The 13822-nt window shown below is 69.6% G+C and carries 16 protein-coding genes; 10 read left to right on the top strand and 6 right to left on the bottom strand.

Features of this window, described 5'->3' with window-relative positions; all coding sequences use genetic code 11:
• Window positions 1-47 precede the first annotated feature (47 nt).
• From ACQW02_RS26500 to ACQW02_RS26475, 6 genes are all read left to right on the top strand, one after another.
• Window positions 48-1139: an extracellular solute-binding protein gene (locus ACQW02_RS26500; protein WP_431282916.1), complete on the top strand. Its 1092-nt coding sequence runs from the start codon at window positions 48-50 to the stop codon at window positions 1137-1139.
• 95 nt (window positions 1140-1234) lie between these two features.
• Window positions 1235-2173, top strand: coding sequence for an ABC transporter ATP-binding protein (locus ACQW02_RS26495; RefSeq protein ID WP_431282915.1), 939 nt, complete (start codon window positions 1235-1237; stop codon window positions 2171-2173).
• Window positions 2170-2991, top strand: a complete 822-nt coding sequence (locus ACQW02_RS26490) for an ABC transporter permease (protein WP_431282914.1) — start codon at window positions 2170-2172, stop codon at window positions 2989-2991. The genes ACQW02_RS26495 and ACQW02_RS26490 overlap by 4 nt, the downstream gene beginning before the upstream one ends.
• Window positions 2988-3785 (top strand): ABC transporter permease, encoded by a 798-nt coding sequence (locus ACQW02_RS26485; RefSeq protein WP_431282913.1) that lies wholly within the window; start codon window positions 2988-2990, stop codon window positions 3783-3785. Before ACQW02_RS26490 ends, ACQW02_RS26485 begins: the two co-directional genes overlap by 4 nt.
• 29 nt (window positions 3786-3814) lie before the next feature.
• Window positions 3815-5017 (top strand): pyridoxal phosphate-dependent aminotransferase, encoded by a 1203-nt coding sequence (locus tag ACQW02_RS26480; RefSeq protein ID WP_431282912.1) that lies wholly within the window; start codon window positions 3815-3817, stop codon window positions 5015-5017.
• Window positions 5017-6231: a pyridoxal phosphate-dependent aminotransferase gene (locus tag ACQW02_RS26475; protein ID WP_431282911.1), complete on the top strand. Its 1215-nt coding sequence runs from the start codon at window positions 5017-5019 to the stop codon at window positions 6229-6231. The genes ACQW02_RS26480 and ACQW02_RS26475 overlap by 1 nt, the downstream gene beginning before the upstream one ends.
• On the opposite strand, the gene ACQW02_RS26470 is transcribed toward ACQW02_RS26475, so the two are convergent.
• Entirely contained in the window at window positions 6225-6704 is a 480-nt protein-coding gene (locus ACQW02_RS26470) for a DUF1772 domain-containing protein (RefSeq protein WP_431282910.1), read from the bottom strand. The genes ACQW02_RS26475 and ACQW02_RS26470 overlap by 7 nt on opposite strands.
• Window positions 6705-6786: 82 nt before the next feature.
• Between ACQW02_RS26470 and ACQW02_RS26465 the strand changes: the two genes are divergently transcribed.
• Genes ACQW02_RS26465 through ACQW02_RS26450 form a run of 4 tightly spaced genes read left to right on the top strand, consistent with a single transcriptional unit; the run spans window position 6787 to window position 9849 of the window.
• Window positions 6787-7770 carry a GNAT family N-acetyltransferase gene (locus ACQW02_RS26465; RefSeq protein ID WP_431282909.1) on the top strand — a complete coding sequence of 328 codons (984 nt, stop codon included), beginning with the start codon at window positions 6787-6789 and terminating at the stop codon, window positions 7768-7770.
• A 51-nt stretch (window positions 7771-7821) separates the two neighbouring features.
• On the top strand, window positions 7822-8331 hold the full coding sequence (locus ACQW02_RS26460) for a DinB family protein (protein ID WP_431282908.1): 510 nt from the start codon (window positions 7822-7824) through the stop codon (window positions 8329-8331).
• Window positions 8328-9455 (top strand): SpoIIE family protein phosphatase, encoded by a 1128-nt coding sequence (locus ACQW02_RS26455; protein ID WP_431282907.1) that lies wholly within the window; start codon window positions 8328-8330, stop codon window positions 9453-9455. The genes ACQW02_RS26460 and ACQW02_RS26455 overlap by 4 nt, the downstream gene beginning before the upstream one ends.
• Window position 9456: 1 nt before the next feature.
• Window positions 9457-9849 (top strand): ATP-binding protein, encoded by a 393-nt coding sequence (locus ACQW02_RS26450; protein WP_431282906.1) that lies wholly within the window; start codon window positions 9457-9459, stop codon window positions 9847-9849.
• Here ACQW02_RS26450 and ACQW02_RS26445 read toward each other — a convergent pair.
• From ACQW02_RS26445 to phnE (ACQW02_RS26425), 5 genes are read right to left on the bottom strand one after another with little or no spacing between them, the layout of a single operon-like run.
• Window positions 9830-10726 (bottom strand): alpha/beta fold hydrolase, encoded by an 897-nt coding sequence (locus ACQW02_RS26445; protein WP_431282905.1) that lies wholly within the window; start codon window positions 10724-10726, stop codon window positions 9830-9832. The two genes, ACQW02_RS26450 and ACQW02_RS26445, sit on opposite strands and share 20 nt — an antisense overlap.
• 1 nt (window position 10727) lies before the next feature.
• Entirely contained in the window at window positions 10728-11564 is an 837-nt protein-coding gene (locus ACQW02_RS26440) for a universal stress protein (RefSeq protein ID WP_431282904.1), read from the bottom strand.
• Window positions 11565-11586: 22 nt separating this feature from the next.
• Entirely contained in the window at window positions 11587-12225 is a 639-nt protein-coding gene (locus ACQW02_RS26435; RefSeq protein WP_431282903.1) for a chloramphenicol acetyltransferase, read from the bottom strand.
• Window positions 12222-12974, bottom strand: coding sequence for a phosphonate ABC transporter, permease protein PhnE (gene phnE, locus ACQW02_RS26430; protein ID WP_431282902.1), 753 nt, complete (start codon window positions 12972-12974; stop codon window positions 12222-12224). Before phnE (ACQW02_RS26430) ends, ACQW02_RS26435 begins: the two co-directional genes overlap by 4 nt.
• Window positions 12971-13822, bottom strand: a complete 852-nt coding sequence (phnE, locus tag ACQW02_RS26425) for a phosphonate ABC transporter, permease protein PhnE (protein ID WP_431282901.1) — start codon at window positions 13820-13822, stop codon at window positions 12971-12973. Before phnE (ACQW02_RS26425) ends, phnE (ACQW02_RS26430) begins: the two co-directional genes overlap by 4 nt.

The following is a 13822-nucleotide window of genomic DNA, read 5'->3' as shown; positions in this document are numbered from 1 at the left end:
GACATGGTCTAGGCTAGGGTCTCGCCGCCTCATCCAAAGGGTCCGCCATGCGCCGCCTGTTGTCCCTGCTTGCCTTGCTTCTATTGGTATCCGGTGGCGCGGCGGCGCAGCAGCGCCTGCTGAACGTGTACAACTGGTCGGATTACATCGACCCCTATGCCGTCAGCCGTTTTACGGCGGAGACTGGGATTCGCGTCCGCTACGATGTCTATGACAGCCTGGAGACCTTGGAAGGCAGGCTCGCCGCCGGACGCAGCGGCTACGACATCATCGTGCCGACCGCCGAGCCGACATTGGCGCGGATGATCCGCGCCGGCGCCTTGCGGCCGCTGGATCGTGCGCTGATCCCGACCTGGGGCGGGCAGGACCCGGCCCTGCTGGCGCGGGTGGAGGGCGCGGACCCCGGGAACCGCCATGGGGCGATATACCTATGGGGCACCGTCGGCCTGGCGATCCGCCCCGACCGGGTGCGCGCGCTGGCGCCGGATGCGCCGCTCGACAGCCTGGACCTGCTGATGCGGCCGGAACATGCGCGGCGGCTGGCACGTTGTGGGATCGCGGTGATGGACAGCGCCGTGGACGTGCTGCCCAGCGTGCTGCGCTGGGCCGGGCGTAGCCCTGACAGCACCGCGCCCGAGGACCTGCGCGCGGCCGAAACCGCCCTGCTGGCGATCCGCCCGCACGTCCGCGCGATCACCGCCAGTTCCACCATCCTCGATGCCGTGGCGAATGGCGAATACTGCGTGGCGCTGACCTATTCCGGCGACGTGATCCAGGCCGCGGCGCGGGCGCGCGAAGCCGGGCGCGGCGTCGAAATCGGCTACGTCCTGCCAAAGGAAGGCGCGCAACTGTCCTTCGACATGCTGGCGATCCCGGCCGATGCGCCGGACCCGGCGGCGGCGCATGCCTTCATCGCCTTCCTGCTGCGGCCGGATGTGATGGCCGGCGTGACGAACCAGGTGCGCTACCCGAACGCCATTCCGGCCAGCCTGCCGCTGGTGCGCGAGGATGTGCGCAGCGACCCCAATGTCTATCCGACAGCGGAAACCATCGCGCGCAGTTTCACGGTGGGCGCGCTGGCCCCCGCCGCCGAACGCAATCGCGCCCGCGCCTGGAGCCGCTTCAAGGCGGGCCGCTGAGCCCGCCGCTGCTGCGCGTCGCGGGGCTGACCGTCCGCTTCGGCGGGTCGGTCGCGCTGGACGCGCTGGACCTGGATGTCGCGGCCGGCGAATTCGTGGCCCTGCTGGGTGGTTCCGGATCGGGCAAATCGACGCTGCTGCGCGCCATCGCGGGGTTTTGCGCGCCGGCGGCGGGGCAGGTGTCGATGGATGGCCAGGACCTGGCCCCGCTGCCGCCCGAACGCCGGCCGCTACACATGATGTTCCAGTCCTACGCGCTGTTTCCGCACATGAGCGTCGCCGACAACGTCGGCTACGGGCTGCGCCGCGCCGGGGTTGCCGCCCCGGACCGGGTTCGGCGCGTGGCCGAGGCGCTGGAGATGGTCGGACTCGGCGCCCTGTCTTCGCGCCGCCCCGCCGCCTTGTCCGGCGGGCAGCAGCAACGTGCCGCCCTGGCACGGGCACTGGTGCTGCGGCCCCGCCTGCTGCTGCTGGACGAACCGCTCGGCGCGCTGGACGCGGGGTTGCGCGAACGCACCGGCGCGGAACTACGCGCGCTGCAACGCGCGACGGGTGCCGCCTTTCTGATGGTGACGCATGACCAGGCGGAGGCGCTGGCGCTGGCCGACCGGATTGCCGTGCTGGATGCCGGGCGCATCGTGCAGCAGGGCACGCCGCGCGAGGTCTGGGACCGGCCGGCGACCCGCTACGTCGCTGACTTCCTGGGCGCCGCCAATATTCTGCTGGGCACGGCCCGCGCCGATGGCGGGGTGGACTGCCCCAGCCTGCCGGCCGTGCTGCGCCCGTCGTCGCCGCTTTCGCCTGGGGCCGCCGTCGCGCTGCGGGCCGAACGCATCGCCGTCTCGACCAGCGGCGATGGCGTGCCCGCCATGGTCGAGGCCGCAGCCTATCGCGGCGGGACCACGCTGTTGACCCTGCGGACCGCTGGCGGCGCCGTGCTGCGCGCCGCCTGGCCGGAAGCCAGCGGCCCCGCCCCGGCCGGACCGGTCGTCCTGGCCTGGGATGATGCCGCCCTGGTGCCGCTCGACCCATGATCCGGCTGCTGCTGTGGGCGGTGCTGGGCCTGGGTGTCGCCATCCCAATCGCGCTGGTCGGGGTGATCGCCCTAGGTGAGGCAGCGGATGCGGTGCCACCGGTGCGGTTTCCCTGGAACGGCGGGATGGATTGGACCAGCCTGGCGCTGGTCGTCGCCGACCCGTTCTATGCGGGGGCGTTGCTGACATCGCTGGTCGTCGCGGCGGGCACGGCCGGGGTTTGCGTGGCCTTGGGCTTCCCGATGGCCTGGGCCATCGCCCGTGCCCGGCCGGCGGCCAGGCCCTGGCTGCTCGGCGCGGTGATGCTGCCGTTCTGGACCGGGTTTCTGCCCCGCATGGGGGCCTGGATCGGGCTGTTGCGGGACGAGGGCTGGATCAACGGAATGCTGGTCGCGCTGGGCTTCGACCCCCAGCCGCTGCTGTATTCGGACGCGGCGATGCTGATCGGCATGGTCCATGCCTACCTTCCCTTTGCCGTGCTGCCGCTGTTCGGCGTGCTGCTGCGGCTGGACCCGGCGTTGGAGGACGCGGCCGCCGACCTCGGCGCCGGCCCCGTCGCGCGCTTTTGGACCGTGGTCTTGCCGCAGGCGGCGCCGGGCATCGCGGCGGCCTTCCTGCTGGTCTTCATCCCGGCCGCGGGCGAATACGTGATCCCCGAATTGCTGGGGCCGCCCGGCGCCAGCCTGGTCGGCCGGGTGGTGGTGCAGGAGTTCTTCCAGAACCGCGACTGGCCGGTGGCGGCTGCCCTGTCCCTGGGGCTGCTGGTCGTGCTGCTGCCGCCACTCTGGCTGTTCCAGCGGCTGGAGGCGGGGCGATGAGGCGGGCGGCGCTTTGGGGCGGTCTGGCCTTCCTCTGGCTGCCGGTGCTGCTGCTGGTTGGCTATGCCTTTTCCGACGCCCGCCTGCCCTTCACCTGGGGTGGCGCCTCGTTGCGCTGGTTCCGGGCGGTGCTGGCCAATGAACGGCTGATGGAGGCCGCCCTGCTGTCGCTGCGCATCGCCGCCGCCGCCGCGACCCTGGCCGTGCTGTTCGGCGGCGGGCTGGGCTGGGTCCTGGCGCGGCATGGCCCGTTCCGGGGCCGCGCCCTGTTCGGCGCCCTGGCCGGGGCGCCGCTGGTGCTGCCGGAGGTCGTGACCGGCCTGTCCCTGCTGCTGCTGTTCGTCGCCGTGCAAACCCTGACCGGCGGCTGGCCCGGCCGGGGGCCTGGCACCGTGCTGCTGGCCCATGCCCTTTTGGCCGGCGCCTATGTCGCCGTGCTGGTGCAGGCCCGGCTGGCGGCGCTGGACCCGGCGCTGGAGGATGCGGCGCGGGACCTGGGTGCCACCCCCTGGGCCGCCTTCCGCACCATCACCCTGCCGCTGATCGCCCCGGCCCTGGGGGCCGGCTGGCTGCTGGCCTTCACCTTGTCGCTGGATGACCTGGTGGTCGCCTCCTTCGTTTCGGGACCGGCCGGAACCACCCTGCCCCTGGCGGTTTTCGCCATGCTGCGGCTCGGCCTCACCCCGGAAGTGAATGCCCTGGCCGCCCTGCTGCTGGGGGCGGCCGCGATCTGCATGGCGGTGGCGGCGGTTCTGCTTCGTCCGCGGGTTGTCGCCCCGCGGGCCGGGGGGTAGGGATACGCACCCCCCGAACGAGAGCTGACATGCACCTCACCGCCGAGCGTCTGGACCGCGTTTCCCCGTCCCAGACCATCGTGATCACCGCCAAGGCCCGCGCCCTGAAGGCCGCCGGGCGGGACGTGATCAGCCTCTCGGTCGGCGAGCCCGACTTCGAGACGCCGCGCAACATCAAGGACGCGGCGATCCGCGCGATCGAGGCCGGCGACACCCGCTACACCGACGTCGCCGGCACCAAGGCGCTGCGCGAGGCCGTGTCCCGCAAGTTCAAGCGCGACAGCGGCCTGGACTACAGCGCCGATGAGATCATCGTCTCGACCGGCGGCAAGCAGGTCATCTTCAACGCGATGCTGGCCACCATGCAGGCGGGTGACGAGGCGATCATTCCGGCGCCGTGCTGGGTGTCCTACCCCGATATCGTGGCGCTGGCCGAAGGCACGCCGGTGATCGTGCCGGCCGGGCAGAACCAGGGCTTCAAGATCAACGCGGAACAGTTGGAAGCCGCGATCACGCCCAAGACCAAGTGGTTCATCCTGAACAACCCCTGCAACCCGACCGGGGCAGCCTATTCGGCCGAGGAGCTGAAGAAGCTGACCGACGTGCTGATGCGCCACCCGCATGTCTGGGTCTTTACCGACGATATCTACGAGAAGCTGGCCTATGACGGCTTCAAGCCGGCGACCGTCGTGCAGGTGGAACCGCGCCTGCGCGACCGCACGCTGACGATGAACGGCTGCTCGAAAGCCTATGCGATGACCGGCTGGCGCATCGGTTTCGCCGGCGCGCCGGTCGCCTTGATCAAGGCGATGGACAAGTTGCAGGGGCAGAGCACCTCCAACACCAGCAGCATCTCCCAGGCCGCCGCGATCGAGGCGCTGGACGGCCCGCAGGACAGCATCGAGGAGATGCGCCAGGCTTTTGAAGGCCGCCGCAACCTGGTGGTCGCCGCGCTGAACACCTGCCCGGGCGTCCGTTGCCACACGCCGGAAGGGGCCTTCTACGTCTACCCGGACATCCGCGGTTGCCTGGGCAAGACCAGCGCCGGCGGCGCTTTGATCAAGGATGACGAGGCCTTTGTCGTGGCGCTGCTGGAAGAACAGGGTGTCGCCGCCGTGCATGGCAGCGCCTTCATGTTCCCCGGGCATTTCCGGATTTCCTACGCCACGTCGAACGAGCTGCTGACCGAGGCCTGCGCCCGGATCAAGACATTCTGCGAAGGACTGCGTTGATGCCCGCCACCTCCCCCGCGCTGGCGGACCGCCTCAAGGACGTCTTGGTGGCGGCCTCCGTCGCCATGACCGTCAAGGCGCGCGAGCTTGCGAATGCCGGGCACAACGTGATCTCGCTGGCCGTCGGCGAGCCTGACTTCGCGACCCCCGCGCATGCGATCGAGGCCGCGCACAAGGCCGCCCTGGCCGGCGACACCAAGTACCCGCCCCAGGACGGCACCCCGGCGCTGAAGCAGGCGGCGCAGCGCAAGTTCAAGCGCGACAACAACCTGGACTACGCGCTGGACGAGATCATGGTCGCCAATGGCGGCAAGCAGGTGATCATGAACGCCCTGCTGGCGACCTGTAATCCGGGCGATGAGGTGCTGATCCCCGCACCTTACTGGATCAGCTATTCCGAGATGGCGAAGCTCGCGACGGCGACGCCGACCTTTGTGAATTGCCCGCAGAACAACGGCTTCAAGCTGCGGCCCGAGGATCTGGACGCCGCCATCACGCCGAAGACGAAGTGGCTGTTCCTGAACTTCCCATCGAACCCGACGGGTGCCGCCTGTTCGCGGGATGAGATGAAGGCCATCGCGCAGGTGATGCTGAAGCATCCGCATGTCTGGATCCTGACGGACGACATGTATGAGCACATGGTCTACGACGGCTTCGAATTCTGCACGATCGCGGACGTCGAGCCGGCGCTGAAGGACCGCGTGCTGACGGTCAACGGCGCGTCCAAGACCTATGCGATGACCGGCTGGCGCGTCGGCTTCTGCGGTGGGCCCAAGGCGTTGATCAAGGCGATGGTCAATATGCAGAGCCAGTTGACCAGCGGCATCAGCACCGTGTCGCAGGCCGCGGCCGTGGCGGCGCTGGATGGGCCGCAGGAGTTGGTTGCCGAACGGGCCGCGATCTACCGCGACCGGCGCGACCTGGTGGTGGCCATGCTGAACGACGCGCCCGGCATCGTCTGCCACAAGCCCGAAGGCGCTTTCTACGTCTATCCGAACATCGCGGGCTGCCTGGGCAAGACCACCGCGGCTGGCACGAAGATCAACACCGACGGCGACTTCGCCATGGCGCTGCTGCTGGAGAAACACGTCGCCGCCGTGCAGGGCGAAGCCTATGGCATGTCACCCTACCTGCGGATTTCCTACGCCACCGACACGGAAAGCCTGCGCGAGGCCTGCAGCCGGATCCAGGATTTCTGTCGCGGTCTTCACTGAACTGGGCGCGCTGGCGTGCGGATCGCCAGCGCAAGCACCAGGAACGCCAGGGTGGATGCCCCGGTGCGCAAGTGGTTCCACAGGGTCCAGGGCACCGTATAGCCCTGCCAGGTGGCGGCAGCCCCGGCGGTATCGGGATCGACGATCGCCAGGGCTTCATTCATCGGCACATTGACGATGAAGGTCACGGCAAAGGCGCCCGCGCCGTAGATCAGCGCGGCAGCAAGCGCGAGACCCGCGCGTGGTTGCCAGCGCCCGGCGACCGCCGCGAGCAAGGGCAGCACCAGCGAACCAAAAAAGGCAAAGGCGAAGACCGGCGTGCGCACGCAGGCATTGATCCCCTGCATGGCACGAATGGCATTGGCGGGTTCGGTGGCATCCAGCCCCGGCATCACAGAGAACGAATAGGCATAGAAGAACCCGGCGACCCACCCGGTCGCGAGCAGGCTGAGCCATAGCAGGGCGGTGCGCATGCTTGTCTCCTCGACCGGGGTGTGTTGCCAGAGCCGCCAAGGTGCCTACAAGCCTTTGCTCATGACAACGACGGGCGCTGACATGATCCGGGCCGGACAGGATTCTGACGCGGAGGCCTTCATCCGGCTGATCCGCGACGCCTGGGCGGAATACCCTGGCTGCGTCTTCGACCTGGACGCCGAATTGCCGGAACTGCGCGCGCTGGCGACGCATTTCGCCAAGATCGGCGGCGCGCTCTGGATCGCCGTGCAGGATGGCGAAGCGGTCGGCATGGTCGGCACCGCACCACTCGGCTCCGACGACGCGTGGGAGATCAAGCGCCTCTATGTCGCGGCATCGGCGCGCGGCACCGGCCTCGCGCACCGCTTGCTCGACACGGCCGAGGCGCATGCCGCGGCCCGGGCCGAACGCCTGGTGCTGTGGACCGACACGCGCTTCGCCGCGGCGCATGCCTTCTACGAAAAGCGCGGCTATGTCCGCAGCGGGTCGATCCGCATCCTCGACGACCTCTCCAAGTCACTGGAATTTCGCTACGCCAAGCCCGCCCGCGGGTTGGTGGTGGAAGCACTGGACGCGGCGGGGGCCGCCAGCGCCGAACGTCGCCTGTCGCGCATCCTGATCGATTGCGTGGCGGATGGGGCGTCGGTGTCCTTCCTGCCGCCATTGGCGCCGGCCACGGCACAGGCCTTCTGGAAGCGTGTCGCGCGCGATGTGGCGGGCGGGTCGCGGCTGCTGCTGGTCGCCTGGCTGGATGGCGCGCTGGTCGGCACGGTGCAGGTCGATTGCGCGACGCCGCAGAACCAGCCGCACCGTGCCGAGATCGCCAAGCTGCTGGTGGACCCGGCCGCGCGGAGCCGTGGCGTTGGCCGCGCCCTGATGGCCCGCGCCGAACAGGCCGCCCGTGGCGTCGGCCGCCGCCTGCTGACCCTGGACACGAACGCGGGCGATGCGGGCGAAGCGCTGTACCGCGCGATGGGCTGGCAGGAAGCGGGCCGCATCCCCGGCTATTCGCTCCAGGCCGACGGGACCTACCGTGCCACCGTGCTGTTCTGGAAAACCCTGTAGCCGCACCGGGCCTTCCCCTCACGCAAGCGTGAGTGCAACACTGGGGGCATCATGATCACCCAACCCTGGGTTGCCACGATGGCGGCCTATAATACCGAAATGAACCGCCGCCTCTACGCCGCCGCAAGCCGCTTGACCGAGGCCGAGCGGCGGCTGGATCGCGGTGCCTTCTTCGGCAGTATCCAAGGCACCCTGAACCACCTGCTCTGGGGCGATACCATCTGGATGTCGCGCTTCGACGGCTGGGCGCCGCCGGCCATCGCATTGCGCGACAGCCCAAGGCTGCATGACAGGTTCGAAGCCCTGTCCAAAGCACGGCAGGACACCGACGCGCGGATCGAGGCCTGGGCCGCGCGCGTCACCCCCGCCTTCCTGGCCGGCGAAACGCGCTACTTCAGCGGCGCCTTGCAGCGAGAGATACAGCGCCCCAACGGGCTGCTGGTGACGCATGTCTTCAACCACCAGACGCACCACCGCGGCCAGGTCCACGCCATGCTGACGGCCGCCGGACAGAGCACGGGCGACACCGACCTGGTGGCGATGCCGGGCCTTGGCGCATGAGCGCGGACAGCGACGAAGACCGCACGCTGATCGGCGCGCCGGTCGTCGATGACCACAGCCCGCCACCGGCGGCGATGATCCATCTGCTGGTGCTGGACCAGCCCGGCGCACCGCCGCACCGCGTGCCGCTCGGCCCCGAACCGCTGACGATCGGGCGCACGGTGCAGAACGGGCTGATGCTGGCGTCGGATGAAATCTCCCGCCAGCACTGCGTCGTGGCCTTGCAGGATGGCGTCGCCATCGTGACCGACATGGGATCGACCAACGGCTGCTGGATCGGCGGCAAGCGGATCGAGGGCCCCACCTCCCTGCCGCCCGGCAGCGTGCTGCGCGTCGGCCCCTACCACCTCCAATACCTGTGCCTGCCGCGGCAGGAGATGGAGCGGAACCAGGGGCTGGAACGCGACCTGGAAAAGGCCCAGCGCTACGTCACGGCCCTGCTGCCGGCACCGATCGCGGAGGGGCCGGTGCGCGCCGACTGGCGCTTCGTGCCCAGCGCGCAGATCGGTGGCGACGGCTTTGGCTGGCGGTTCCTGGATGACCGGCGCTTCGCCGTCTGGCTGCTCGATGTCGCAGGGCATGGCGCGGGGGCGGCGCTGCTGGCCGCGTCGGTGATGAACACGCTGCGATCGGGCGGGCCGGCCGGTGCCGATCCGGCCGATCCGGCCGCCGTGCTGGCCGGGCTGAACGCCTTGTTCCAGAGCGACCGGCAGGGCGGGCTGTATTTCTCCTGCTGGCATGGCGTCGCGGACCTCACGGCGCGGACGCTCTGCTTTGCCGGCGCCGGGCATCATCCGGGCTGGCTGCTGGCGCCGGGCGCGCCGGCCTGGGCGGCGCTGCATGTGCGCAATCCGGGGATTGGGCTGACGGCCGAATGGCCCTATCGCTCCGCCGTCGTACCGCTGCCGCCGGCGTCGCGCCTGGTGCTGTTCAGCAATGGCGCGTTCGACACCGCGGCGGCGGACGGCACCCGGCGCGGCCTGGCCGACTTCCTGCCGCATCTCGCAACCCCACCCGTGCCCGGCCTGCCCGAGGCCGAGCGCCTGCTGAATGCCGTGATGCAAAGCGTCGCGCCGCATGGGCTGGATGATGACGTCTCGATCCTGTCGCTTGATTTCGACTGAGATGATGACGCTGACGGTCGCCAGCGACCACCCCGATATCGCCGCGGCCCAGGCCCGCCTGATCGCATTCCTGGAACAGCACGACACCGACCCGCGCACCATCCTGCGCAGCGAATTGCTGTTCGAGGAGGTGGTGCTGAACGCCATCCTCCACGGCGGCGCGCCCGAAGTCACCGTGACGGCGACCCCGGGCCAGGACGGTGTCGGCCTGGTTTTTGTGGACGCGGGGCGCGCCTTCGATCCCGCGACCGCGCCGTTGCGTGACGCCGGGGCCTCGGTGGCCGCGTCCCGCATCGGCGGGCGCGGGCTGCTGCTGCTGCGGAAGATGACGCGGTCGCTGGCCTATGAGCGGACGCGCGACGGGCGCAATCGCCTCAGCCTGGTGGTGGCGTGACCAGGAAGGGCAGCAGCGGCGCCAACACCGCTTCGGGCGCTTCCTCGGCCAGGTAGTGGCCGCTTGGCACCGGCCCGCCGATGACGGTGTCGTCGGCATAGGCGCGCCAGATTTCCAGCGGCTTGTACCACTGCCCGACCTTGCCCTTCGCCCCCCAGAGCGCCAGCAGCGGGCAGCGGATGCGCGCCCCGGCCGCGCGGCTGGCGCGGTCATCCACGAGGTCGATGGTGATGGCGGCCCGGTAGTCCTCGCAGATCGCGGCGACGGTGCCGGGGGTATGCAGCGCAGCCAAATAGTCGGCGCGGGCCTCTGGGTGGAAGAAGCCGGCGTCCTTGGGCTCGCGGCTGGTCTGGATGTCGAACCAATCCTCGACATCGCGCAGGATCATGCGCTCCGGCTTCGGATGCGGCTGGGCGAGGAAGAACCAGTGTGCGTAGCCCAGGGCGAAATCCATGTCCGTGCGTTCGAAGTGTTCGATCGTCGGGATGATGTCCATGACGCAAAGCCGTTCGACGGCATCGGGGAAATCGATGGCCAGGCGATGCGAAACGCGCGACCCGCGGTCGTGGCTGACCACGCCAAAGCGCGAAAACCCCTGGCCCTGCATCAGCGCATGCATATCGGCCGCCATCGCGCGCTTGCCGTAGGCGGCATGATCGTCGCTGACCGGCGGTTTGTCGGACAGGCCATATCCGGTGATGTCCGGGCAGATCACGCTGTAGCGCTCGGCCAGCACAGGTGCCACGCGATGCCACATCGCATGGGTCTGCGGATTGCCGTGCAGCAGAAGCAAGGGCGGGCCTTCGCCCATGCGGCGGAAGCGGAAGCGGCGGCCGCGTGCTTCGGCGAAGGCGGCGGGGATGTCGAAGAAGGACATGTCAGTGGCTCACGAAAACCGGGCAGGGTGCCTCGATGAGGAGTTTGCGGGTGGCGCTGCCCAGCAGCAGTGCGCGCAGCCCGGATGTCTCATAGGCCCCGATCACCAGCATCCGCGCATGCAGCGCCGCGGCCTGGGCCAGCAGGACATCGGCCGGGTGGTCGCCGGAACTGCCGAAGGCTTCGGCCGGGATGCCATGGCGCCGCAGGTAGCCCGCGGCAACCTCGGCCATGGCCTGGGCGGCAGCGGCACTGGTGCCGACGCTGACCACCGTCACCGTCGCGTCGCCCATCGGCCGCAGCAGGGCGTAAAGCTGCAAGGCCCGCAGGCAGGGGATCGACCCGTCATAGCCCAGCAGGACAGGGCCCTCGGTCCGCAGCATCACGCAGGGCGGCACGACCAGCAAAGGGCGCGCGCCGTGGTGCAGCAGCGCCGCGATGGTGGGGGACAGGCCATCGCTGTTTTCCTCCAACCCCAAGGTGCTGTCGCGCCCGATCACCAGCAGGTCGAAGCCGGCCGAGGCCGCCCGCAACGCGGGCTCCGGCGCATCGGCCAGGCGCAAGGTCTCGAAGCGGGTGCCATCGGCGGCGTTGCTGAAGGCTTCGATCGCCGCCGCGGCCTCCTTCTCCACCCGCGCCACGCGGGCGGCGTCGCGCCGTTCCTTGAAGGCGGCGCCGCCGAGCGGCACCGGTTCCATCGCGGCCGCCGCATGCGGCAGGTCGAGGATGACGGCCGCGGTCACGCTGGCCTTGGTGGCGCGCGCCAGGGCCAGTGCCAGGTCCCGTGCGGACTCCGCCCCGGGCGTGTCGTCGAGTGCGACGAGGATGGAACATATCATCTGGCAACCTCCGGCGCCGAGGTTACGCCGGATCGTAGGCCCTGCAAAAATCCACCGCGGACAGGGTCCGGACATCGGGCAGTCGGTCTGCCAGGGTCGCGTGGTCCCAGGTCCAGAAGGCGATGCGCAGCAGGGCCGCGCAGATCTCCGGCGGGAAGCGGAAACGCAGCAGCCGGGCCGGGTTGCCGACCACGATGCCGAAATCGGGCACGTCCTTGGTCACCACCGCGCCTGCCCCCACGGCCGCCCCCGTGCCCAAGGTGACCCCCGGCAGGATGATGGCGCCATGGCCGACCCAGACATCCGGGCCGAGCACCACGGGCTTCGACCGCCGCCAATCGAAAAAGCCCGAATCGTCAGGCCCCAGCCCATAGGCGCTGCTCCGGTAGGACACGTGATTCAAGATCACGCGGTCGAGCGGATGATTGCCCGGGTTGATCCGCGTCTGTGCCGCGATGGAGCAGAAGGGGCCGATGGTCGTGTAGATGATCTCCGCATCATGCACGACATAGGCGTAGTCGCCGAAGCTGCATTCGGCGATTTTCGTGCGCGCGCCGACTTCGTTGAAACGGCCAAAAGCCGTGTCGCGGATACTGGCGGTGGGGTGGATGGCGGGCGCCTCGGCCGACAGGTTTTTTCCGGTGGTGCCAGGGTCGTTCATGCGCGGATCAGCCTCATGCGGATGCGTCGGGACAGCGTGTCGATGGCGGCGACGGCGACCAGGATCAGCAGCACGATCCCCGCGACCTCATCCCACTGGTTGATCCGCATCCGGTCGGTCAGCGCCAGGCCGATGCCGCCGGCGCCGACGACGCCCAGGATCGTGGCCGATCGTGTGTTGCTTTCGAACAGGTACAGCACCTGCGCCACATATTCCGGCAGCACCTGCGGCATCAGCCCCCAGCGCAGCGACAGCAGCGCCCCGCCGCCAGAGGCGACGATGGCTTCCCGCGGGCGGCGATCGGCGGCCTCCAGGCTTTCCGACGCGGTGCGCGCCAGCACGCCGATGTCCGGCACGGCAATCGCCAGGATTCCGGCAAACGGCCCCATGCCCACGGCGGAAACGAAGACCAGCGCCCAGATCAGCGTGTCGATCCCGCGCAGGCTGTCCGAAAACCGCCTGGCGGCGAAGCGCAGCGGCCAGAAGCGCGCCACGTTGCGGGCACCGCAGGCGGCAAGCGGGATCGCCAGCACCGCCGCGATCAAGGTGCCGAGGAAGGCCATCGCCACCGTCTCGGCCAGGGCCTGCAGCAGTTGCGGCAGCACGCCACCAAAGGATGGCGGCCACATCAGCGAGATCAGCCAACCCAATTTCGCCAGCCCATCCCACAGCCGCTGCGGCGACGCGTCGATGCGCCACAGCCCGAGCGCCAGGAGCGCTGCCCCCAAAAGCCAGATCGCCCGGTTCATTGGACCCCGATCACCCGTCGGCGCAGAAATCCGGACAGGCTGTCCAAACCCACGATGGTCGCCATGATCAGCAGCAGGATCGCGGAGATATCCGTGTATTCGAACTGCCGCACGGCCAGATAAAGCTCCTCGCCAATGCCGCCGGCACCGACCAGGCCGAGCACGCTGGCCTCCCGCACATTGATCTCGAACCGCAGCAGGCCGAGGGACAGCATCCCCGGCATGGATTGCGGCAGCACGCCAAAGCGACAGGCTTCGGCCCAGGTGCCGCCGGCGGCGCGGATCGCCTCGACCTGGCGGTGATCGGCGTTCTCGTGGATTTCAGCGAAAAGTTTGCCGAGCGCACCCGCCGTGTGCATGGCGATCGCCAGCACCCCGGCCAGCGGCCCCAGCCCGAAGGCGAAGACGAACAGCAGGGCAAAGACCAGCGTCGGCACAGTGCGCGCGGCTTCAAGCACGCGTCGTAGCGGCCAGACGACACGGTCGGGTGCCAGGGTGGTCGCGGCGGGGAAGGAGGCCAGCAGCGCGACAGCCGCGCCGAACACGGTGCCGACATAGGCAATCAGCAACGTGTCGCCGAGCAGGATCACCCACTCGCGCAAACCCCAGAACCAGTCATGCAGGTCATCGGCCAGGTGGTCGCCGCGCAGCGACGGCACGGTGCGCCACAGATAGTCGCCGATCATCGGCAGGCCGCGAAACAGCTTGGCCAGATCGACCTCGCCGATCCAGGCTGCCAGCAGCACCAGGGCGCCGAAGCCGGCAAGCGTCACGGACCGGGCCCGGAACGCCGCCCCGCGATGTGCGGCGACCCGTGCCGTCGCCGCGACCAGCGCGGGGGTCATCAT

This window comes from Humitalea sp. 24SJ18S-53, assembly GCF_050632385.1.
GTDB lineage: Bacteria > Pseudomonadota > Alphaproteobacteria > Acetobacterales > Acetobacteraceae > Humitalea.
This window is presented reverse-complemented; position numbering and strand designations above follow the sequence as displayed.